The organism is Christensenella minuta (genome assembly GCF_003628755.1).
In the GTDB taxonomy this organism is placed as follows: Bacteria; Bacillota; Clostridia; order Christensenellales; family Christensenellaceae; genus Christensenella; species Christensenella minuta.
The window spans coordinates 1,214,025-1,234,633 of record NZ_CP029256.1 but is presented as its reverse complement, the minus strand read 5'-3'; the positions used below and the strand labels follow the sequence as shown (position 1 = coordinate 1,234,633).

Sequence of the window (20,609 nt, the reverse complement as noted above, 5' to 3'; positions counted from 1 at the left end):
CTTTTTTTCAGTATAAAAAATTTCTGCTATCGACAAATTTTTCGGGACTTCGACAGAGAGAATATGCTATAACAACAACTGTCAGTGATAGACACATACTAATAGACATAGGAGGAAGTAGAAGTGAACGACATTTTCAGACAAATAGCAAAAGAAAATGGAACAACCGAAAAAGCAGTAAAAGAGGAAATGCAGTTTGCCATTCGGGAAGCAATGAAAAGTGCTGAACCAGAAGCAATAGCTTTTTGGAAAGCAGTTGCACCGGACGGAAAAGAGCCGCCGATAGAAAAGGTCATAGCAATGATTGCATTGAATGTTAATAATAGAATGTATAATTGAGGTGCTTCGGCATCTCATTTTTATTATTCTTTAGAAGAGTTGCATTAGGTGTTTGCAAAAAGTGACACCTTAGTGTCTGAAAGGTTACATTTCTGCCTGAAATCTTGAAATGCCTGAAAATTTAATATATAATGTTAAATGACTAACTGTAACGAAGAAGAATTATAAGATGAAGAGGTGTTACTGATGAAGATATGCTATAACAAACTTCAAAAACTTATGATTGACAATCAAATGAAAAGACAGGATTTAATGCGTGCAGCCGAAATTACATCATACGCTGCAACGAAGATAAATAAGAATGAGCCGGTATCTCTTGAAGTACTGATGAGGATATGTCAGGTGTTTCACTGCGACATCGGAGATATATGCGAAGTTATTTTAGATGAAGATTAAAACACGGAGGTAATTATAGATGGCAAGGGCTGCTAAACCAAAGAAAGAAATATCAATGGAAGAAGCACTTTGGAAAAGTGCTGATAAACTGAGAGGTTCTGTTGAGCCTGCGGAGTATAAGCACGTTGTTCTGAGTTTATTCTTCCTTAAATTTGCCAGTGACAAGTTTGAGGAATGCCGTAATAAGATTATTGCTACACACGGCGAAAAGTATGCGGATATGAAACCGTTTTATACTCAGGAAAATGTATTCTATCTGCCTGAAGAAAGCCGTTGGAAGTACATTATTGAAAATGCAAAGCAGGACGATATTGCCCTGAAGATAGATACAGCACTTTATACGATTGAAAAGAACAACCCGGCACTGAAAGGTGCTTTGCCGGATAACTATTACTCCCGCTTACATATTGATACGGCAAAGTTGGCTTCTTTGCTTGATGAAATCAATCGTATCAATACAGATGATAAAGAGAACGACATTATAGGTCGTGTATATGAGTATTTCCTTAGTAAGTTTGCTCTTGCAGAAGGAAAAGGTAAAGGAGAGTTCTACACACCAAAGTGTATTGTAAATCTGATTGCCGAAATGCTTGAGCCTTACGATGGAATACTTTATGACCCTTGTTGCGGTTCGGGCGGCATGTTTGTGCAGTCCATCAAGTTCGTAGAAGCACATAGCGGTAATAAAAAGAAAGTGTCTATTTACGGTCAGGAATACACAAATACCACTTTCAAACTGGCAAAAATGAACTTAGCTATCCGTGGTATTTCTGCAAATCTTGGAGAGATGGCAGCCAATACATTTACCAACGACCAACACAAAGACCTTAAAGCAGATTTCATTATGGCAAACCCACCTTTCAATCAGAAGCAGTGGAGAGCCGAGAATGAGCTTGTAGACGACCCTCGTTGGAATGGATATGAAGTTCCACCAACAAGCAACGCAAACTATGGTTGGATACTGAATATTGTTTCTAAACTTTCACAAAACGGTGTGGCAGGTTTTCTGCTTGCCAATGGTGCATTATCTGATGATGGTACAGAGCTGAAAATCAGGCAGCAGCTTATAGAAAATCACTTGGTAGAAGCGATTATTATTCTTCCGAGAAACCTTTTCTACACCACTGACATCAGCGTTACCCTTTGGGTACTCAATAAGAATAAAAAGGCTCGTGTTGTGGAACAGAACGGAAAGCTCAAACGCTATCGTGACCGAGAAGATGAAATACTCTTTATGGATTTACGACAGATGGGCAGTCCTTATGAGAAGAAGTACATTGAATTGACAGAGGAGGATAGAGCCAAAGTTACAAGTGTATATCATAACTGGCAGCAGGAAGGCTATGAGGAAACTTATGAGAATGTACCAGAGTTTTGTTATTCTGCTTCTTTTGATGAAGTAAAGGAAAAAGGATTTACTCTTGTGCCGAGCAGATATATTGAGTTTGTTAATCGTGATGAGAACATCGACTTTGATACAAAAATGAAGTCATTGCAGGGAGAACTTAAAGAACTTCTTGTTCAAGAGGAAAAATCCAAATCAGATTTGCTTGCTGTATTTAAGGAGTTGGGATATGAAATCGAATTATAAACAGTTGGGGCAATTTATCCGTCAGGTTGATGTTAGAAATTCTGAGGGAAAAGAAGAAAATTTACTTGGTGTTTCTGTTCAAAAGAAATTTATTCCATCTATTGCAAATACAGTTGGAACGGATTTTAAGAAATATAAAGTGGTAAAAAAAGGACAGTTTACATATATTCCAGATACATCAAGACGAGGAGATAAAATAGGGATTGCTCTGTTGGAAGATGATGAGGAAGGACTTGTAAGTAATGTTTATACAGTCTTTGAGATAATAGATGAGAAACAACTTATTCCGGAGTATTTAATGCTTTGGTTTAGCAGACCGGAATTTGATAGGTATGCCCGCTTTAAGTCACACGGAAGTGTACGAGAAGTTATGGATTGGGACGAAATGTGTAAGGTAGAGTTACCAGTTCCGCCCTATGAAAAGCAAAAAAAGATTGTAGACGGATATAAGGCAATTACAGAAAGAATTGCTTTAAAGCAGAAGATAAATGATAATTTAGCGGCTTAGTTTACCAGGCGACTTAAAAGCAAGTCTTTGAGACTTTCCAGTTTTTTGACCTCTGCCTCGTTTGAAAGTCTTTGGTCAAAAAATGGCTGAATAAGAGCGTTGAAATTCTCAATTACTTCGCTGGTAGGTATCGTAATTGAGAAACTCTTTAGGTTAGCTTGATTGATTTTTGGCTGTGCTGCACCAGTAACAATGGGAGCCATATTTGTATTTGCCAAAAACAGATACAAACTGTCTTCGTTGAAACCGGATTTCCCTTTGAGAATATGAGCGTGATTGTTTGCCCAAAACTTTCCAGTAATATGTTGCAGAAGTGGATGACCATTTTCATCAACAACATAAATTCCATCTTCGCTTAGAAGTAGATATTCTCCGTCAAAAATGAAGTCATCGACATAATCGACAATGGAGACTGCTCCATAATAGGGATATATCCGTTCCATATCGGCTCGTTCTAATGAGGAAAGCGGTTTACGCATTGAATCATAGAACTCGGCAATATCATCAACACAGCCATTTCCCCAATCTGAAGGGCAAACATTGTCGAATGGTTCAAAATCAACAAACCACGACTTATAAATAGCCTGTGTGGTAGCCAGTAAATTATCATTTACAATAGAACTCCCATCAGTGGCGGGAGTTAAAACAAGGGACTGCCACTGGTAGTCGTTCTCTTAAAAAATAAAAGGAGAATTGACTATGAAACAGAACCTAATTACAGATGTTATTCAAGGAATGTTGCCTTATTTGAATAACGCACAGACAGAAAGATTGCAAGAAGTGTTGCAGCATACACTTTTTGATTATGAGGTAACAAAGACAGAAAGAGATAAGGAACTTTCAGAACAGAATTTAGTAGAGTCTTTCTTATCGGCAAAGCGTATTGAAGGCTGTTCTGAGAAAACCTTGAAATACTATAATGCAACGATACAATCGATGCTTGATGGCATTGGAAAGGGTATCAAATATATTGTGACCGACGATATTCGTTGGTATTTGACCGAGTATCAGGCTAAGAAAAAATCAAGTAAGGTTACGATAGATAATATAAGACGAATACTTTCCAGCTTTTTCTCTTGGCTTGAGGACGAGGATTATATTTTGAAAAGTCCGGTCAGGCGAATACATAAGGTTAAGACCGGAACGAACATTAAAGAAACTTATTCAGATGAAGCACTTGAATTGATGAGGGATAATTGCACGGAACTTAGGGATTTGGCAATGATTGATATGCTTGCTTCAACGGGTATGCGTGTCGGAGAAATGGTGTTACTAAATCGTGAGGATATAGACTTTAACGAAAGAGAATGTGTTGTTTTCGGCAAAGGCGATAAGGAGCGAATAGTATATTTTGATGCAAGAACAAAGATACATTTGCAGAATTACTTGAATAGTCGCAAGGACGATAATCCGGCACTTTTTGTATCATTGCAATCTCCGTACAATCGAATGAATATCGGAGGTATTGAAGTGAGATTACGACAGCTTGGAAAACGATTGGGACTAAATAAGGTACACCCTCACAAATTCAGGCGAACACTTGCGACAATGGCAATAGACAAAGGAATGCCAATAGAGCAGCTTCAGCAGCTCTTGGGACATAAAAGAATAGATACTACATTGCAATATGCAATGGTTAAACAGAGTAATGTGAAAATTGCTCATAGAAAATACATTGGTTAAGGTGGTAGGAATGGAAAAAGGATATAAGATATTAGGCAATTACATTCGACTTGTGGACGAGCGTAATAAGGATTTATCCGTAACAAAGTTGCTCGGCGTAAGTATAAGCAAAAAAATTATTCCCTCAATCGCAAATATTGTAGGAACTGATTTATCGAATTATAAAATAGTTAGAACGGGACAGTTTGCATATGGACCCGTTACTTCACGAAATGGAGAAAAAATCTCTATTGCTTATTTAGATGAAGAAGATTGTATCATTTCAAGCTCTTATACAGTTTTTGAAGTTGAAAATAAAGAGGAACTTGACCCTGAATATCTTATGCTTTGGTTCAGCCGACCAGAATTTGACCGTTATGCAAGATATAAGTCACACGGAAGCGTGAGAGAGATTTTTGATTGGAATGAGCTTTGCATGGTGGAACTTCCAGTACCGGATATTGAAAAGCAGAGAAAAATAGTGAAAGCCTACAAGACACTAACCGATAGAATAGCTTTAAAACAGAAGATAAATGATAATTTAGTGGCGGTTGGCACAGCTTCTATCCAAAAGAATGTCGGCAGAGGTGCATTGATAAATCTAACCGAGCCAGAAATGGATAGACTGACTTTGCCTGATGATTTTGAAATTCAAACCGTATCTGAATTTTGTAGAGAAACAAAATCTGGTTCTACTCCATCTCGTACCAACAACGAATATTGGGAGAACGGAACGATTTCTTGGGTAAAATCAGGCGAAGTCCATAATAATATTACGCTTCAAACGGAAGAATACATCACTCCATTAGGGTTGAGTGAGAGTTCCACAAAACTGCTTCCAAAGGACACCGTTTTAATGGCGATGTATGGCGTTACCGCTGGAGAAGTTGGTTATCTCGCTATTGAAGCAACGACCAACCAAGCTATTTGTGGTATGATTTGCAATTCAAAAGCTGATGCAGCATACTTGTACTTCTCACTAATTCAGAGCCAAGCGGCAATAAGCAGACTTTCTAATGGTGGAGCCCAAGATAACCTCAGTAAGAACTTCATTGATAACATAAAAATTGTTGTTCCTCCGTCTGAGTTTATTGAAGAACTGAATCTTGCTGCAATAGTTGAGCAAATGACCTTAAACACAAAGGAAATCGCTCTACTTGAAGAACTGCAAGCAACAGCTTTGGCTCAGTTATCAAGCCACTAAATTATCATTTACAAGGAGGAACCTATGTCATTAGCAGATATAATTCAGATTATAATCGGAGTATTGTCACTGGTGGCAACAATAGCAGTTTCTTTTTTGATTTATTGGTTGCAATCACGACATGAAAAGGAAATACAGAAATTGCAATGCGAAAAGGAACATATAGCATTGCAAGAAAAAGCTCGACTTTTTCTAATTGATAATCAAGAGGAAAGAGATTATTTGCCGTGGTGTATTATAGCAGCTAATCTATACCCGCTTGAAAAGCATACAAGGAAAATTTATTCGGAATACTGCCGGTGTTCTGAAGAATTACAAAATGAGATATTAAATCAAGCCGGATATAAGATTAAACAATTTACGGGAAAGTATTGGTTACAGGGATGTATAGATAAACTTCAGCAAGATATAGAGAAATATAATTTGGGAAGGGATTATTTGTATGATGGAGCAAAATATTTTCATCGAAGCTATGATAGATACCGAGAATTAGAATGGAACGGCACTCCTAATATCTTTGAACCTATAAACAAAGAAAATCGTCTGATGATGATTTTGAATGTGGCTCAAATATCTATTGGAGAGTATATTGATGAATATTTCTATTATTTCGTAGATAAAAAAATGGATTTTGATAAGGAAACACCTATACCTCCGATTGATTATGTATGGGAATATCAAAGTCTAGCACACACAAGAGAAGAAACCGTTTGTATGTGGATGATGGAACTTGTTGAGAATATAGCAACAATTATAAATAATAAGTTTGGCGAAGATGTTGATTGTCAGTTTTTCTTAGAGTATACCGACGCACAAGCAGAAACTTATGAAGATAAATATTATGAAACAGTACAAGCACTTTATAATGCTTATTATACAAGTGTAGTTGCATCATAATTTGATGCAGAATACCAAAGGAGTGAACGCAATGGCAAATTTTAATGAACACGCATTGGAAATGTCAATAATGGAGTTGTTCAAAGACGAGGGGTACACCTATGTCAGTGGCGACCAGATACACAGAGAAAGGACGGAGGTTCTGCTTACGGACGACCTGAAGCAATACCTCTATAATCGCTATGCGAAAGATGGTATCACACCGAGTGAGGTGGATAGTGTCATTCTAATGCTGCGTAATATTTCCGGTACAATTTATGAAGCAAACAAAGCTGTATTTAAGTTGCTCTGCGATGGATTTATTCTTAACCGTGAGGATAGAACGCAGAAAGACCTCTATATTGAACTTATTGATTTCGACACTCCTGAAAACAATATTTTCAAAGTGGTTAATCAGTTTGAAATTGAAGGCGTAAATAATCAGTTGCGTATTCCTGATGGCATTGTGTTCGTAAATGGTATTCCTGTTGTTGTTCTTGAATTTAAGAGTGCGGTACAAGAGAATACGACCATAATGGACGCATATAAGCAGCTTACAATCCGTTACCGTAGAGATATTCCGGAGATTTTCAAATATAATGCGTTTGTTGTTATCAGTGATGGAGCAAATAATAAATATGGTTCTTTCTTCAGCCCGTATGATTTCTTCTATGCGTGGAGAAAGATAAACTCAGACGATAAAGAACTGGACGGTATCAATTCTCTTGTAACAATGATAAAGGGACTTTTCCGAAAAGACCGTTTGCTTGAAGTTGTCAAAGATTTTATTTATTTTCCGGATAACTCAGATAAGGATTTAAAGATAGTGTGCCGTTATCCACAGTTCTTTGCGGCAAATAAATTGTATGAGAATATCAAGGCACATCTTCGCCCTGAAGGAGATGGTAAAGGTGGTACATACTTCGGAGCAACAGGGTGCGGCAAGAGTTATACAATGCTTTTCCTTACCCGTATGCTGATGAAAAGCAAATACTTTTCCTCCCCGACTATTCTTATTATTACAGACAGAACAGACCTTGACGACCAGCTTTCCAAGCAGTTTGTCGGTTCAAAGAAATATATCGGAGATGAAACTGTTGTAAGCATTGAATCCCGTGAGAAACTTCGTGAGGAGCTTCAGGGACGAGAGAGTGGCGGTGTTTATCTGACTACCATTCAGAAATTTACAGAGGATTTGCAGCTTCTTACAGACAGAACGAACGTTATTTGTATTTCTGATGAAGCACACAGAAGCCAAATCAATCTCGACCAAAAGGTTAAGATTACAGAGTCAGGTGTTCAGAAAACCTATGGCTTTGCCAAGTATCTGCACGATTCTTTACCAAATGCGACTTATGTTGGATTTACCGGAACTCCGGTTGATGGAACAATCGAAGTCTTTGGTGGTGTTGTAGACGCATATACAATGACGGAAGCTGTTAAGGACGGTATTACAGTTAATCTTGTTTACGATGGTCGTGCAGCCAAGGTTATGCTCAATCAGGATAAGGTAAGACAGATTGAAGAATATTATGCTCAGTGTGAACTTGAGGGGGCAAATGAACATCAAGTAGAAGAAAGTCAGAAAGCAGTTGCCAAAATGGAAGTTATTATTGGCGACCCTGATAGACTTCGTGCTGTTGCGGAGGATTTTATCAAGCATTATGAAACCCGTGTGGCAGAAGGTGCAACCGTAGCAGGCAAAGCAATGTTTGTATGTTCCAACCGAAATATAGCATACGATTTCTATAAGATAGTAAAGGAACTCAGACCGGAATGGACAGAAAAGAAGATTTGTGATGACGGTGTTGTTCTGAGTGAGAAAGATAAAAAAGAGTTGAAGCCAATGGAAAAAATCAAGTTGGTTATGACTCGTAATAAAGATGATGAAAAAGACCTATTTGATATGCTTGGCACAAAAGAGGACAGGAAAGAATTTGACCGTCAGTTCAAGAACCCGAAATCGAACTTTAAGATTGCCATTGTTGTAGATATGTGGCTGACTGGTTTTGATGTGCCGGAGCTTGATACGATTTATATTGATAAGCCTATTCAGCAGCATACCCTTATTCAGACGATTTCCCGTGTAAATCGTGTATGCGAGGGCAAGGATAAAGGTTTGATTGTTGACTACATAGGTATCAAGAAAAATATGAATACCGCCCTCAAGAAATATACGAATTTTGAGAGTGAAGAATTTGAAGGTGTTGAGCAGTCCATCACGATTGTAAAAGACCAGTTAGAAGTTCTCGGTCAGATGTTCCATAACTTTAACGGTAGTGATTTCTTCAATGGTTCGCCTACCGAACAGCTTGCCTGCCTGAACCGTGCGGTTGAGTATGTGCAGTTGTCTGAAGAACTGGAAAGAAGATTTATGGCAGCAGTCAAGAGAATGAAACAGGCATTTAACCTTTGTAGTTCAAGTGAGAAATTCTCCGATGAAGATAAGGATTATATCCATTTTTATTGTGCTGTCCGTTCTATCCTTTTCAAGTTGACAAAAGGCGATGCACCGGATATTGAGCAGATGAACGCTCGTGTCCGCAAAATGCTTGAGGGTGCAATTCAGTCTGATGGAATTGAGGAATTGTTTGAAACCGGAAAACATATATCGGTTGATATTTTCAGCGATGAGTATATGGATAAGATAAATGCTATTCAGTTGCCGAATACGAAAATCAAGATACTTCAAAGACTTCTTTCTCAGGCGATTGACGAGTTTAAGAAAGTTAATAAAATTATGGGTGTGGAATTTGCAGACAGACTCAAGAAAGTTGTTGATGAGTATAATAACCGACGTCGTGATGAAGCGTATGCCAATGAAGTCCTTGATGATGTTGCGGAGCAGCTTGCACAGTTGTTGTCTGAACTGAAAACAGAAAAGAACTCCTTCAAGAATATGGGAATAGATTATGAAGAAAAGGCTTTCTATGATATTTTGAAAGCAGTTTCCAAGAAGTTTGAGTTTGAATATCCGGACGATAAAATGATTGAACTTTCCAAAAGGATAAAGCTGATTGTTGATGATAAGTCACGCTATACCGATTGGTCTGCCCGTGATGATATTAAGGCAAACTTGCAAGTGGATTTGATATTGCTGCTTGATGAGTTCGGCTATCCGCCAGTAACCATTGATGATGTTTACAAGGAAGTTCTTGAGCAGGCAGAGAATTTCAAGAAGTATGCACAGTAAATGAGAGGTGTAAATGTAAATATGTTTTATGACGATTTAAATACAGAAGAACAAGTATCATATCTTATTAAACCAATCCTTCAAGTCCTTCAGGAAGCAGGTGGACAGTTAGAGCGTTCTGAAATTAGAGACAGAATTAGTGAGTTAGATGAGCATATTGCTGAATTTGAACAGAAACTATATACATCTAATAAAACAGGAAATCATTACAAAAAATTTGATTTTAAGTTTAATTTTGCTATTAAAGAGCTTAGTTATGTCGGACTCATATCTTATGTGAAATTCAATCCAAAGATTACACTTACTCAAGATGGAGCAAATGTAGATTTAACAGATTTTGATGTTAAGACAGAAGTAAGGGATAAGGCACGAAGCTATTGGGAGGAACATTCGACTAAGAACAAATCGAAAAACAAGCCAGTAGAAACACTGGAGGTTGAAGATGAGGAGAATGAATCCACAGATGACGAATTGTTAGATGATTTCAAGGTAAAACTTCAGAGTGCAATCGCAAATATGTCTCCAGCAAAGTTTGAACAATTTTCACGAGCACTTCTTACAAAGATGGGAGTGGAGTTTACCAACAAAGGCGTTCAGGTGTCAAATGATGGTGGTATTGATGGCTATGGATATCACGTAGATGCCGATGATTTTAGAACAACCAGAGTGGTTATTCAGTGTAAAAGATTTAATTCAAATCCAGTGAGTGAGCCGGATATCAATCAATTTCTTGGGGCAATGAACAAATATCAAGCCGATTATGGAGTATTTATTACTAATAGCCGATTTACCAATAAGGCAAGAGAGGCTGCGAGAGAAGGTACGCCGATAACATTGATTGACGGAAATGATTTAATCAGACTGGTTATTAAATATGAATTGTATATAACACCAGTCACAACATATGTATTGGATGGTTTTTATACCGAGGATTGACACTAACGATAGCATAATTTACTCGAAGGAATTTTAGAAGGGAGCATAGAATGATGGCAAAGCAAAAGACCTATATCGCAATTGACCTCAAATCATTCTATGCTTCTGTGGAGTGTAAAGAGCGAAATCGTGACCCTTTGACAACAAATCTTGTGGTTGCAGATAAAAGCAGGACAGAGAAAACCATCTGCCTTGCGGTATCTCCGTCATTAAAAAGTTATGGGATACCCGGCAGACCACGCTTGTTTGAAGTCGTGCAAAAGGTAAAAGAAGCTAATAACAACCGAAGATGGAAAGCACCAAATCGTACATTTACTGGTTCATCTGATGACAGTACAGAATTAAATGCGAATCCAGCATTGGAGATTGATTATATCGTTGCACCACCTCGTATGGCATACTATCTGGAGTATAGCACTAAGATTTACAGTGTTTACTTGAAATACATTGCTCCGGAAGATATATTCCCTTACTCGATTGATGAAGTATTCATAGATGCAACAAATTATCTGAACACCTATCAGATGACTGCAAGGGAACTTGCCATGACGATGATACAGGATGTTTTGAAAACAACAGGAATCACAGCAACAGCCGGAATCGGCACGAATATGTACTTGTGTAAAATTGCGATGGATATCGTGGCAAAGCATATTGAGCCGGACAAGGACGGTGTGCGAATAGCTGAATTGGATGAAATGTCATATCGCCGGAAATTGTGGAGTCATCGCCCGATAACCGATTTCTGGAGAGTCGGAAATGGTTATGCGAAGAAGTTAGAGGAACACGGACTTTATACAATGGGCGATATTGCAAGATGTTCTATCGGAAAGCCGAATGAACTGTATAACGAGGAATTGCTGTACAAGCTGTTCGGTATCAATGCGGAATTGCTAATTGACCATGCTTGGGGATATGAACCTTGTACGATGGAGCAGGTCAAAGCCTATAAGCCGGAAACCAATAGTGTATGTTCAGGACAGGTACTTCACTGCCCGTATGATTACGAAAAGGCAAAGTTGATTGTAAAAGAAATGACCGACCAAATGGTGCTTGATTTGGTGGATAAAGGACTTGTAACTGACCAGCTTGTGTTGACAATCGGCTATGATATTGAGAATTTAAGTAATCCGAACCTAAAATATCAATACAAAGGCGAGGTTACGATTGACCGATATGGACGCAAAGTTCCAAAGCACGCACACGGAACAGCGAATCTTGAGAAAAAGACTTCCTCTACTCGATTGATTACCAACGCCGTGATGGACTTGTATGACAGGATAGTTGACGAGCATTTGCTTGTACGCAGAATAACAATCACAGCGAATAAACTTGTTGATGAAAAATCCGTCAAGCAGGAAGATGAATACCAGCAACTCGACCTCTTTACCGATTACGAAGCACAGAGGAAGAAGCAGGCGGAGGAAGAAGAAAAATTAGAACGGGAAAGGCGTATGCAAGAAGCAATGCTGAGTATCAAAAAGAAGTTTGGCAAGAATGCTGTGTTGAAGGGAATGAACCTTGAAGAAGGTGCAACCGCCAAAGACCGAAACGAGCAAATCGGCGGTCATAAGGCTTAAACAAACTGAAATTTGAGGAATAAAATATGGGCATATTAGAAATAGTTTTTAATTCAAGAAAATTTGATTTGAATGATGATGTTCTGATGGGATTTGATAATTACTTTGATAAAAAAAGTAAATGTTGAAGAATTTGACGGAATATCTTTAATTGTATGGACACAGGATAACAAAATAAAATCATTAAAAGAGTTTGGTTGCAATCTTCATAATTACAATCCATATCGAGATAGTGATATTCCCGTATTTCGAGAAGAAAAAGCAAATTGGTTTTGAGAGGACTATAAATTCAAATTTGTCGAGCAAAGGAGGTGCTGTAACAGATGGATGAACATTCCTATGACGATATAATCAATCTGCCGAATCCGACATCGAAGAACCATCCTCGTATGTCACTTCACGACAGAGCAGCACAGTTTGCACCTTTTGCGGCACTTACAGGACACGATGCAGCCATTAAAGAGACTGCAAGGCTAACAGATGAACGGTTAGAGTTAAGCGATGAAGTCATTATGAAATTAAATGACCAATTAAATATGATTAGAGATAATATCGGCACAGAACAGGAAATATCAATAACTTATTTCGTGCCTGATGATAAAAAATCCGGAGGAGCATATCTCACGCATTCCGGCATAGTGAAAAAGATTGATGAATTTGAACGCAAACTGATTATGCAGGATGAAACAGTAATTCCGACTGAACAAATCAGCGTGATACAGGGAGAAATGTTCAAAGGACTATATGAGTAATAGATTGGAAAGGGCAAACAATGGAAACAAAGCCGAGAATATTATACTTAAAGAAAATATTAGAGGAACGAACGGACGAGGAACATCCGCTTTCGACGACGCAGCTAATCAATATATTGAATGATGAATACGGAATATCTGCACATAGAACGACGGTCACAAAAGATATTGCTGCACTTCAGGAGTTTGGAATGGATATTGTTACTATCCATTCTACTCAGAGCAAATACTTTGTAGCCAGTCGTAAGTTTGAATTGCCGGAACTGAAACTGCTGATAGATGCAGTGGAGTCATCGAAGTTTATTACAAAGAAGAAAAGCAAAACGCTGATTGAGAAGATACATACGATGACCAGTCCGGGGCAGGTGGCAAAGTTGAAGCGTAATAACTATGTGGTCAATCGAATTAAGCCGGATAATGAGCAGATATATTATATCATTGACGCTATAAACGATGCCATCAATACAGGTAAACAGATTTCTTTTCAGTATTATGATTATACCGGATTAAAGAAAAAGGTTCTGAAGAACAAGGGCGAAGTGTATAAGCTCAGCCCGTATAAACTTCTCTGGTGTGGGGACTATTATTATGTTCTCGGATATTCAGAGAAGAAAAGCAAGGTTATCAATTTCAGGGTAGACCGTATTGCTTCCAAGCCGGAGATATTGGATAAAGATATTATTCCTATGCCGGATGATTTTGATATTGAGAATTACACAAAGGAAGTTTTCTTTATGTTCTCAGGCGAGAAAGTTCTTGTGGATTTACGGTGTGATAACAGCTTGATGAAAACAATGGTTGACCGTTTTGGAGAAGATGTGACAACCCTTGCGTATGATATGACTTCTTTCAGAGTACAGACCGAAGTATCAGCCAGTCCGACCTTTTTTGGTTGGGTGTTTGGCTTTAATGGCAAGGTACAAATACTTGCACCGGAAAGTGTGAAAGAACAGTACAGGCAGATGATTGCACAAGCCGATGAGGGTATGCAGCAAAAAGAAAACAAAGAACAGGAAATCTAACACTCCAAAGCATACGATGTCAAGAAACGGCAGAATCTTCTTGAAAAGCTCGCAGTATGAATATGCCGAGGGCGTGGAGTTTGAAGTTTATCCGTCTGCGGATACAACCGACCCAAACTATTATTGTGAAAATTTGTTAGCCGTGAACGAAAAAGCTGAGTAATAAGGACAGCAACTGCGAGTTGCTTGTTTGAGATAATGCGTGAGACTATAATAAAGGTGTAAGGGAGGTACTGCATAATGGATACAAAACAGGTTATACTTGAACTTCGCACTCAAAAGGGAATGTCGCAGGATGAGCTTGCAGAAAAAGTTTTTGTAAGTCGTCAGGCAGTTTCACGTTGGGAAAACGGAGAAACAGTTCCGAATACGGAAACATTGAAATTGCTGTCAAAAGTATTAGATGTTTCCATAAATACACTTTTAGGCTCACCGAGAAAGCTTATTTGTCAATGCTGCGGAATGCCGCTTGAAGATGATGATATTATCGGACACAATCACGACGGTTCTTTCAACGAGGACTATTGTAAGTGGTGTTATGCCGATGGAACATATACTTACAATGATATGGACGATTTGATTGAAGTTTGTGTTAAGAATATGGTAAGCGAGAATTTCACGGAGGAACAAGCCCGTTCTTATATGAAAGAGCTGCTTCCTACTTTGGATTACTGGAAGAAATATGATGAGCTTAGTGATAACGGTCAGTTTGAAGAATTCAAGAAAAAGTTAATCAATGAAATTAACGAATTGAATGTTGACGGAATGCCAAAGGTGGAAAAACTGAATACCCTTGTGGGAAAGTATGTGAATCTTGAGTACCGGCTTCCGAATGGGCAAGCGGCTAAGTTTTTGAATGAGGCAAAGACATATCTGGGCAATCAGCTTGAATGTGAATACGGCGGCGATAGATGTTTCGGCGTTGTTGCAGATATGGATTTTATTCTTATTTGCACTTATGAAGAAGACGGTAAGAATCCGGAACTTGTATTGTATAAGAAAAGATGAGGATAGAGAAAAATAGTAAGCCATTGGAGTTAATGATTTCAGTGCAAGCAAAGAAATTTTGAGGTGTTAGCAAATTGCGACACCTCTTTTCTTTTGCGAAAAACCTACTTGAAAAATTTTTCGTATCAGGTATAATAAAACTATCGAAAGCAAACTGCTTCCGATAGAAAAGAAAGCGAGGTGCAGGTATGAGAAGCAAGAGTCCTGAACTTATGAGTGAGATAAAAAAATATATCGAGGATTATTACCTGCAAAACAGACAATCCCCATCGACTACAAAGATTGCTGAAGCTGTTGGTATTGCCAGAGGTACAGCATACAAATACTTGGTAGAAATGGCTGAGAAGAATATGATTGAGTACGACGGGCAGGAGATTCGCACCAATGTGACCCGTAAGTACAGTGGCGAACAGACACAGACACCGATTGTAGGTTCTATTCATTGTGGTAGTCCTCAGTATGAGGAAGAAAATATTGAAGAATATGTATCACTTCCTACTGCTATTTTCGGCAAAGGAGATTTCTTTATATTAAGAGCAAGCGGTCAGTCTATGATTGAAGCAGGGATTGATGACGGCGACCTTGTGGTTGTCAAAAAGCAGGTAGAAGCCAATGAGGGCGATATAGTAGTTGCCCTTGTGGATAATCAGAATACATTGAAACGTTACTTCAGAGATGATGAGAATAAGAAAATCATTCTCCATCCGGAAAATAAGAAGATGAAAGACATCATTGTAGATGAGTGCTGCATTCAGGGTGTGGCTTGTCACATCATCAAAGAACTATAGCAGAGGACAGACGAATGAGAACACTTGAAGGAATTCGCTATCTAATCAATTTGGATAGTGCGGAAATACAACAGAACTTTGCCGGAGGAGTTGCACCGCCGGACAAGGTGGAGTCGGAGGTGGACACAACTTGAGTATTTATATGTCAAGAGCCGAGTTGGAAGAAATCAGCGAAGGCTTGATAACAGCTTATGCTAATAAGTTTAGCAATCGAGTGATTCAATCCATCGACATAGAACATTTCATTACAGAATTTCTTATGTTACGAATTGAATACGCTTCTTTCGCAGAAGATGATGCAGGCAGGATTGGTTTTCTGGCAGATGGAGCAACACCACTGCTGGTACATCAGGACGGAAAAATTATTCCCTTTGTTTTCCCGAAAGATACCATCGTACTTGATAAATTTCTTCTTGCTGAAAAGGAGCAGGGACGTCGCAGATTTACAATGGCACACGAAGCGTCACATCATATCTTGAGTAAGATGTATGCAATGCCGAGTGAAGGACGCTTTCATGCAGAGTATGACAGTGAGCGTAGTTATTCCAAAGAGGAACTGGCTCAGATGTTTGCGTCTGTTGAGTGGCAGGCAGATACAATGGGAGCTTCGCTTCTTATGCCGAGAAGAATTATTGAAAATGCCTTGGCGAAATATAATCAGTCAAATCCGATAAGAGTTTATGGCGATAATACCATTACTTCAAAGGATAAAGCAGTTATCCGCAGAATGGCAGCTTATATCGGAGTATCTTATACAGCCTTGGTTATCAGATTGAGAGATATGGGACTATTTGAGTATCACAATATCCTTGAGTACATTTCCAATGAGTTAAATCTGGGAGGTGTTTCACAATGAGGTTACAGACTCAGGTAGCACCTGAAATACAAAAGAGATTGCTTCTGTCAAGAGTAGAAGCAGAAAGCCTGAAAGAGCGTGATATTCTCTGCCCGACTTGTGGGTTCAGGATACAGAGAGTTTTTTCAGATGCAACCGGACATTTGAGTGTGAAGTGTCAGAAATGCAAGAATGTCCACATCTTAAATCTCGCTTACTTCCGCAGAATCCGTAGGAACGGATATGGCAGGAATTGCAGGCGATGAAGATTACAAGTAAATATTGAAACGATTTCTAATCGAGTAAGCGGAGATAAGCAATTTATTTGCTAAACTACCAAGCACCGTACGAAGCCGGATAAGTGAAGAATAGAAGTATTCTTTGCTGTCCAGATTCGACGGTGCTTTTTTGTTGCTGTTTTACTCGATTATGCTTCGTGCAGTATTAGGTCTTTTCCCTTACTTGGGAAAGGACTTTTATGTTTTATACCGTTTGGCAGTGCCAGATAGCTGAGTACCCGTAATCTCCGAATTTTGAAACTTATCAATTTTTCAAAATTCAAAGGAGATTACGGAAATGACAAACAAACTTACATTAACAGAACAAGAAGAATTATTTGCAAAGGATTGTAAACTGATAAACCTTAAATACGAATATAACGGTTATACCGGAGATGAAAGATGGGCGATTATTACGGAATTATCTGTAAAAGAGCTTTGGGAGAAGTATCCCCTTGTTATAGAAAGATATTCTCCGTTTGTTCATCTTTCCATTGCTCAGGGAGAGGTAATTGACGATGCAAACCGAAATGAGGACAAGTATGCAAAGAGAAGCAGTCGCACACTTGACTGCTATGGATATGACGATGAAATGTCCTCACAGTTCCATAAAGAACTTGCCATTTTGTTTGACGACCCGTTTGAAAGAGCAGAGGAAGAAAGGCTTGAACTGGAAAGAGAAGAATTGCGTCAGTGTGAAATCAGGAAAGCAAGGATAGCACTTTCAATGTTGCAGCCACTTCAAAGGGAACGCCTTATGAAGAATGTGTGCTGCGGTCTGAGTTCCAGAGCGATTGCAAAGCAGGAGGGAGTATATTACAGCTCCGTAGATAAGTCTATTGCTGCGGCAAAGAAAAACTTTATCAAATTTTATGAAAATCTCTGATTTTGGGTGTGCATTTCAGACCCCTTTGTCCAAATGAGTGAAGGGGTTATTTCATTCCGGATACGAATGACACTTTAAAAATTTGATTCTTGTGAGGTTATGTATATGAAAGAAAAAATGATTTGTCGTGGGGATTTATTCTACTATGACTTTGGAGATAACAGTGGTTCAGTACAAAGCGGAGAGCGTCCGGTGCTTGTCGTTCAGGCAGACGATTATAACCAGAATGCTCCGACGATTATTGTTGCAGCGGTTACAAGTGTAATCAAGAAAAGATATTTGCCATCGCACATTATTCTTGGTGAGGAGTTTGGATTGAAGAAACCGTCAATGGTTCTTTTGGAACAGATACGGACAGTCAATAGAGAAGATTTGCGTGAATACATAGGTACGGTAGATGATGATAAACTTTTCAGGCAGATAAACGCAACTTTGAAAAAGACTTTTGGACTTTGGGTTTACAAGCCGGAGGGGAAAGAAAATATTCGTTGCTTATGCCCGAAGTGCCTGAATGATTACATTCACAATCCAGACTATATCGTAAGACGACTTGACCCATTTGCAAAGCGAAAAGACAGATGTGATAAGTGTGATGGAGATGGTTGGGATTATGTTGTTACCGACAGATATTCATCAAAGGAAGAAAAGAGGGGGAGCAATGACAGAAAATAAAATCATTATTCCTATCTGGAAGAAGTCCAATCTTACAGTAGAAGAAGCCGCAGCTTATTGTGGTATTGGCTCAAGAAAATTAAGAGAAATGTCCGACTCGGAGTTTTGCCCTTTTGTTCTTTGGAATGGAAGTAAGCGACTGATTAAAAGAAGAAAACTGGACGAATATCTTGATAATGCGTATTCGATATAGCTGATTTGTAAAATGTGCGATGGGTCGGTTCGCATAATAGGCTCATCGCCATTTTTTAATTATCATAAGGGCAGAAAAAAACAAGGAGGTGCTTCCGTAATGGCAGATACAGAAAAGATTATCCGAAAAAAATATGATGTGCCGATATGGCATAAGTCTAATTTGACGATTGATGAAGCAGTTGAATATTCTGGCATAGGTAGAGAAAGACTGAGAAAACTAACAAGCCAAGAAGAATGCCCATTTGTTCTTCATATAGGAAATCGTCGAATGATTAAGAGGAGGATTTTTGATGAATACATTGAAAAACTTACTTTCCTTGAATGATGATGAACGCTTACTTGCCGAAGTAAGAACATATCAGGAAAAACTCATAAGCAATGCTGAAGAACCAATATGGGAAAGAAAGTGGCTGACAATCGAAGAAGCCGCAGCATATTCCGGTATAGGAAGAACGAAGTTGCGTGAGTTGTCTAATCAAGCAGGTTGTCCCTTTGCAATATGGATAGGCAATAAAATTCATATTGTGAGGGAACGACTGGACAAATATATAGATAAGCAGTTTAGAATTTAGGAGGACACAATGGCGACAAAAAGAAAAGATAAATCAAGAGTTGTTCTGAAAACCGGAGAGGTTCAGAGAAAAGACGGTACTTATCAATTTAGCTGGCAGGACAGCCAGATGAAAAGAAGATTTGTTTACGCAAGAACTTTAGATGACCTGAGAGAAAAAGAGAAGCGTATTCAGAAAGATAAATGTGATGGTATTAAGACCGAAGCACGATACACAACCATTGATGAATTATTTGACCTTTGGGCAAATATGAAAAGAGGGCTGAAGAATAATACCTTTGAAAATTACAAATATATGTACAATACCTTTGTGCGACCAGTGATTGGAAGTAAAAGAATATCAACGTTGAAGAAATCAGATATTAAGAAATACTACAATTATCTTGTTGATGAAAGAAATTTGAAGCCTTCAACGATTGATAATATACATACGGTTCTTCATCAGGTTTTACAGATTGCTGTCGATGATGACTTTATCAGAAATAACCCGTCAGATAATGTGTTGAGAGAATTGAAAAAAGCACATTGTTTTCAGTCGGAAAAGCGTAGAGCGTTGACGAAACTTGAGCAGGAGCTATTTCTGAATTTCATGAAAACCCACCCTGTATATGAACATTGGTATCCGGTCTTTGCAGTAATGATAGGAACTGGACTTCGTGTGGGGGAAGTAACTGGATTGAGATGGTGTGATATTGATATGGAAAGTGGAATGATTGATGTTAATCATACTCTTGTATATTATGACCACAGAACTGAGGGGAGTAAAAGTGGCTGTTATTTCAATGTAAATACAACGAAGACTCCGGCGAGTATGAGGCAGGTTCCAATGCTCGGTTTTGTGAGAGAAGCATTTGAACAGGAGAAACAGAAGCAGGAAGATTTAGGACTTCATTGCGAGGTCACGATTGACGGATATACAGATTTTATTTTCATCAATCGTTTTGGTCAGGTACAGCACCAAGCCACACTCAACAAAGCAATCCGAAGAATTATCCGTGATTGCAATGATGAGCAGTTTTTGCACAGTGATGAACCTGATGTGTTACTTCCTCATTTTAGCTGTCATTCGCTTAGACATACATTTACAACAAGAATGTGTGAAGCTGGAGTAAATATAAAGGTCATTCAAGATGCACTTGGACATTCAGATATTTCAACTACACTGAACATCTATGCTGATGTTACAAAAGAAATGAAAGCGGCAGAGTTCAAAGGATTGGATAGCTACTTCAAAGTATAATATTGGACTTCACATACAGAAAGAGAACATACAGAGTGTTGTGTGTTCTTTTTTCTTGTTCTGAAGCAGGAAAAGAT

The 20,609-nt window shown here is 38.5% G+C and carries 23 protein-coding genes and 1 pseudogene; 23 read left to right on the top strand and 1 reads right to left on the bottom strand.

Annotated elements, in window-relative coordinates:
• Window positions 1-123: 123 nt before the first annotated feature.
• The 4 genes from B1H56_RS05905 (at window position 124) to B1H56_RS05890 (ending at window position 2,834) form a co-directional block, all read left to right on the top strand.
• Window positions 124-339 (top strand): hypothetical protein, encoded by a 216-nt coding sequence (locus B1H56_RS05905; protein WP_002594687.1) that lies wholly within the window; start codon window positions 124-126, stop codon window positions 337-339.
• Window positions 340-525: 186 nt separating this feature from the next.
• Window positions 526-735 (top strand): helix-turn-helix domain-containing protein, encoded by a 210-nt coding sequence (locus B1H56_RS05900; RefSeq protein ID WP_002587820.1) that lies wholly within the window; start codon window positions 526-528, stop codon window positions 733-735.
• A 19-nt stretch (window positions 736-754) separates the two neighbouring features.
• Complete coding sequence (locus tag B1H56_RS05895; RefSeq protein WP_066517880.1) at window positions 755-2,326, top strand: type I restriction-modification system subunit M; 1,572 nt, start codon at window positions 755-757, stop codon at window positions 2,324-2,326.
• Window positions 2,310-2,834, top strand: a complete 525-nt coding sequence (locus B1H56_RS05890; RefSeq protein ID WP_066517883.1) for a restriction endonuclease subunit S — start codon at window positions 2,310-2,312, stop codon at window positions 2,832-2,834. The genes B1H56_RS05895 and B1H56_RS05890 overlap by 17 nt, the downstream gene beginning before the upstream one ends.
• Here the strand turns inward: B1H56_RS05890 and B1H56_RS05885 are convergent.
• Window positions 2,831-3,415, bottom strand: a complete 585-nt coding sequence (locus tag B1H56_RS05885; protein ID WP_278287594.1) for a restriction endonuclease subunit S — start codon at window positions 3,413-3,415, stop codon at window positions 2,831-2,833. The two genes, B1H56_RS05890 and B1H56_RS05885, sit on opposite strands and share 4 nt — an antisense overlap.
• A gap of 118 nt (window positions 3,416-3,533) precedes the next feature.
• On the opposite strand from B1H56_RS05885, the gene xerA reads away from it, so the two are divergent.
• The 19 genes and pseudogenes from xerA to B1H56_RS05790 all read left to right on the top strand — a co-directional run bounded on the left by xerA (window position 3,534) and on the right by B1H56_RS05790 (window position 20,532).
• Entirely contained in the window at window positions 3,534-4,517 is a 984-nt protein-coding gene (xerA, locus tag B1H56_RS05880; RefSeq protein WP_066517892.1) for a site-specific tyrosine recombinase/integron integrase, read from the top strand.
• A gap of 10 nt (window positions 4,518-4,527) precedes the next feature.
• Window positions 4,528-5,700 carry a restriction endonuclease subunit S gene (locus tag B1H56_RS05875; protein WP_082771069.1) on the top strand — a complete coding sequence of 391 codons (1,173 nt, stop codon included), beginning with the start codon at window positions 4,528-4,530 and terminating at the stop codon, window positions 5,698-5,700.
• A 24-nt stretch (window positions 5,701-5,724) separates the two neighbouring features.
• Window positions 5,725-6,597 (top strand): hypothetical protein, encoded by an 873-nt coding sequence (locus B1H56_RS05870; RefSeq protein ID WP_066517894.1) that lies wholly within the window; start codon window positions 5,725-5,727, stop codon window positions 6,595-6,597.
• 31 nt (window positions 6,598-6,628) lie between these two features.
• Window positions 6,629-9,769: a type I restriction endonuclease subunit R gene (locus B1H56_RS05865; protein WP_066517896.1), complete on the top strand. Its 3,141-nt coding sequence runs from the start codon at window positions 6,629-6,631 to the stop codon at window positions 9,767-9,769.
• Window positions 9,770-9,790: 21 nt separating this feature from the next.
• Window positions 9,791-10,705: a restriction endonuclease gene (locus B1H56_RS05860; protein WP_242862005.1), complete on the top strand. Its 915-nt coding sequence runs from the start codon at window positions 9,791-9,793 to the stop codon at window positions 10,703-10,705.
• Between the two features lie 53 nt (window positions 10,706-10,758).
• Window positions 10,759-12,285 carry a Y-family DNA polymerase gene (locus B1H56_RS05855; RefSeq protein ID WP_044681713.1) on the top strand — a complete coding sequence of 509 codons (1,527 nt, stop codon included), beginning with the start codon at window positions 10,759-10,761 and terminating at the stop codon, window positions 12,283-12,285.
• A 120-nt stretch (window positions 12,286-12,405) separates the two neighbouring features.
• Window positions 12,406-12,561 (top strand): annotated as a pseudogene (locus B1H56_RS05850) (nuclear transport factor 2 family protein); the annotation flags it as partial.
• A gap of 47 nt (window positions 12,562-12,608) precedes the next feature.
• On the top strand, window positions 12,609-13,037 hold the full coding sequence (locus tag B1H56_RS05845; protein ID WP_008118560.1) for a hypothetical protein: 429 nt from the start codon (window positions 12,609-12,611) through the stop codon (window positions 13,035-13,037).
• A 20-nt stretch (window positions 13,038-13,057) separates the two neighbouring features.
• Window positions 13,058-14,059, top strand: a complete 1,002-nt coding sequence (locus B1H56_RS05840) for a helix-turn-helix transcriptional regulator (RefSeq protein ID WP_044681693.1) — start codon at window positions 13,058-13,060, stop codon at window positions 14,057-14,059.
• A gap of 16 nt (window positions 14,060-14,075) precedes the next feature.
• Window positions 14,076-14,222, top strand: coding sequence for a hypothetical protein (locus B1H56_RS14505; RefSeq protein WP_162938962.1), 147 nt, complete (start codon window positions 14,076-14,078; stop codon window positions 14,220-14,222).
• A 77-nt stretch (window positions 14,223-14,299) separates the two neighbouring features.
• On the top strand, window positions 14,300-15,067 hold the full coding sequence (locus B1H56_RS05835; RefSeq protein WP_002594697.1) for a zinc ribbon domain-containing protein: 768 nt from the start codon (window positions 14,300-14,302) through the stop codon (window positions 15,065-15,067).
• 188 nt (window positions 15,068-15,255) lie between these two features.
• A complete protein-coding gene (gene lexA, locus B1H56_RS05830; RefSeq protein ID WP_066517902.1) occupies window positions 15,256-15,855 on the top strand; it encodes a transcriptional repressor LexA in 600 nt (199 codons plus the stop codon).
• A 130-nt stretch (window positions 15,856-15,985) separates the two neighbouring features.
• Window positions 15,986-16,711 (top strand): ImmA/IrrE family metallo-endopeptidase, encoded by a 726-nt coding sequence (locus tag B1H56_RS05825; protein WP_002594700.1) that lies wholly within the window; start codon window positions 15,986-15,988, stop codon window positions 16,709-16,711.
• A gap of 555 nt (window positions 16,712-17,266) precedes the next feature.
• The gene (locus B1H56_RS05815) at window positions 17,267-17,854 is read left to right on the top strand and encodes a chromatin SPT2 (RefSeq protein ID WP_066517904.1); all 588 of its coding nucleotides are present in this window, start codon (window positions 17,267-17,269) and stop codon (window positions 17,852-17,854) included.
• A 105-nt stretch (window positions 17,855-17,959) separates the two neighbouring features.
• On the top strand, window positions 17,960-18,526 hold the full coding sequence (locus B1H56_RS05810) for a type II toxin-antitoxin system PemK/MazF family toxin (RefSeq protein WP_066517906.1): 567 nt from the start codon (window positions 17,960-17,962) through the stop codon (window positions 18,524-18,526).
• Window positions 18,513-18,719 carry an excisionase gene (locus B1H56_RS05805; protein WP_002594704.1) on the top strand — a complete coding sequence of 69 codons (207 nt, stop codon included), beginning with the start codon at window positions 18,513-18,515 and terminating at the stop codon, window positions 18,717-18,719. Before B1H56_RS05810 ends, B1H56_RS05805 begins: the two co-directional genes overlap by 14 nt.
• A 99-nt stretch (window positions 18,720-18,818) precedes the next feature.
• Window positions 18,819-19,046 (top strand): excisionase, encoded by a 228-nt coding sequence (locus tag B1H56_RS05800; RefSeq protein WP_002594705.1) that lies wholly within the window; start codon window positions 18,819-18,821, stop codon window positions 19,044-19,046.
• Window positions 19,012-19,293, top strand: a complete 282-nt coding sequence (locus B1H56_RS05795) for an excisionase (protein ID WP_023920548.1) — start codon at window positions 19,012-19,014, stop codon at window positions 19,291-19,293. Before B1H56_RS05800 ends, B1H56_RS05795 begins: the two co-directional genes overlap by 35 nt.
• A gap of 9 nt (window positions 19,294-19,302) precedes the next feature.
• Entirely contained in the window at window positions 19,303-20,532 is a 1,230-nt protein-coding gene (locus B1H56_RS05790) for a site-specific integrase (RefSeq protein WP_066517908.1), read from the top strand.
• The last annotated feature ends 77 nt before the right edge of the window (window positions 20,533-20,609 follow it).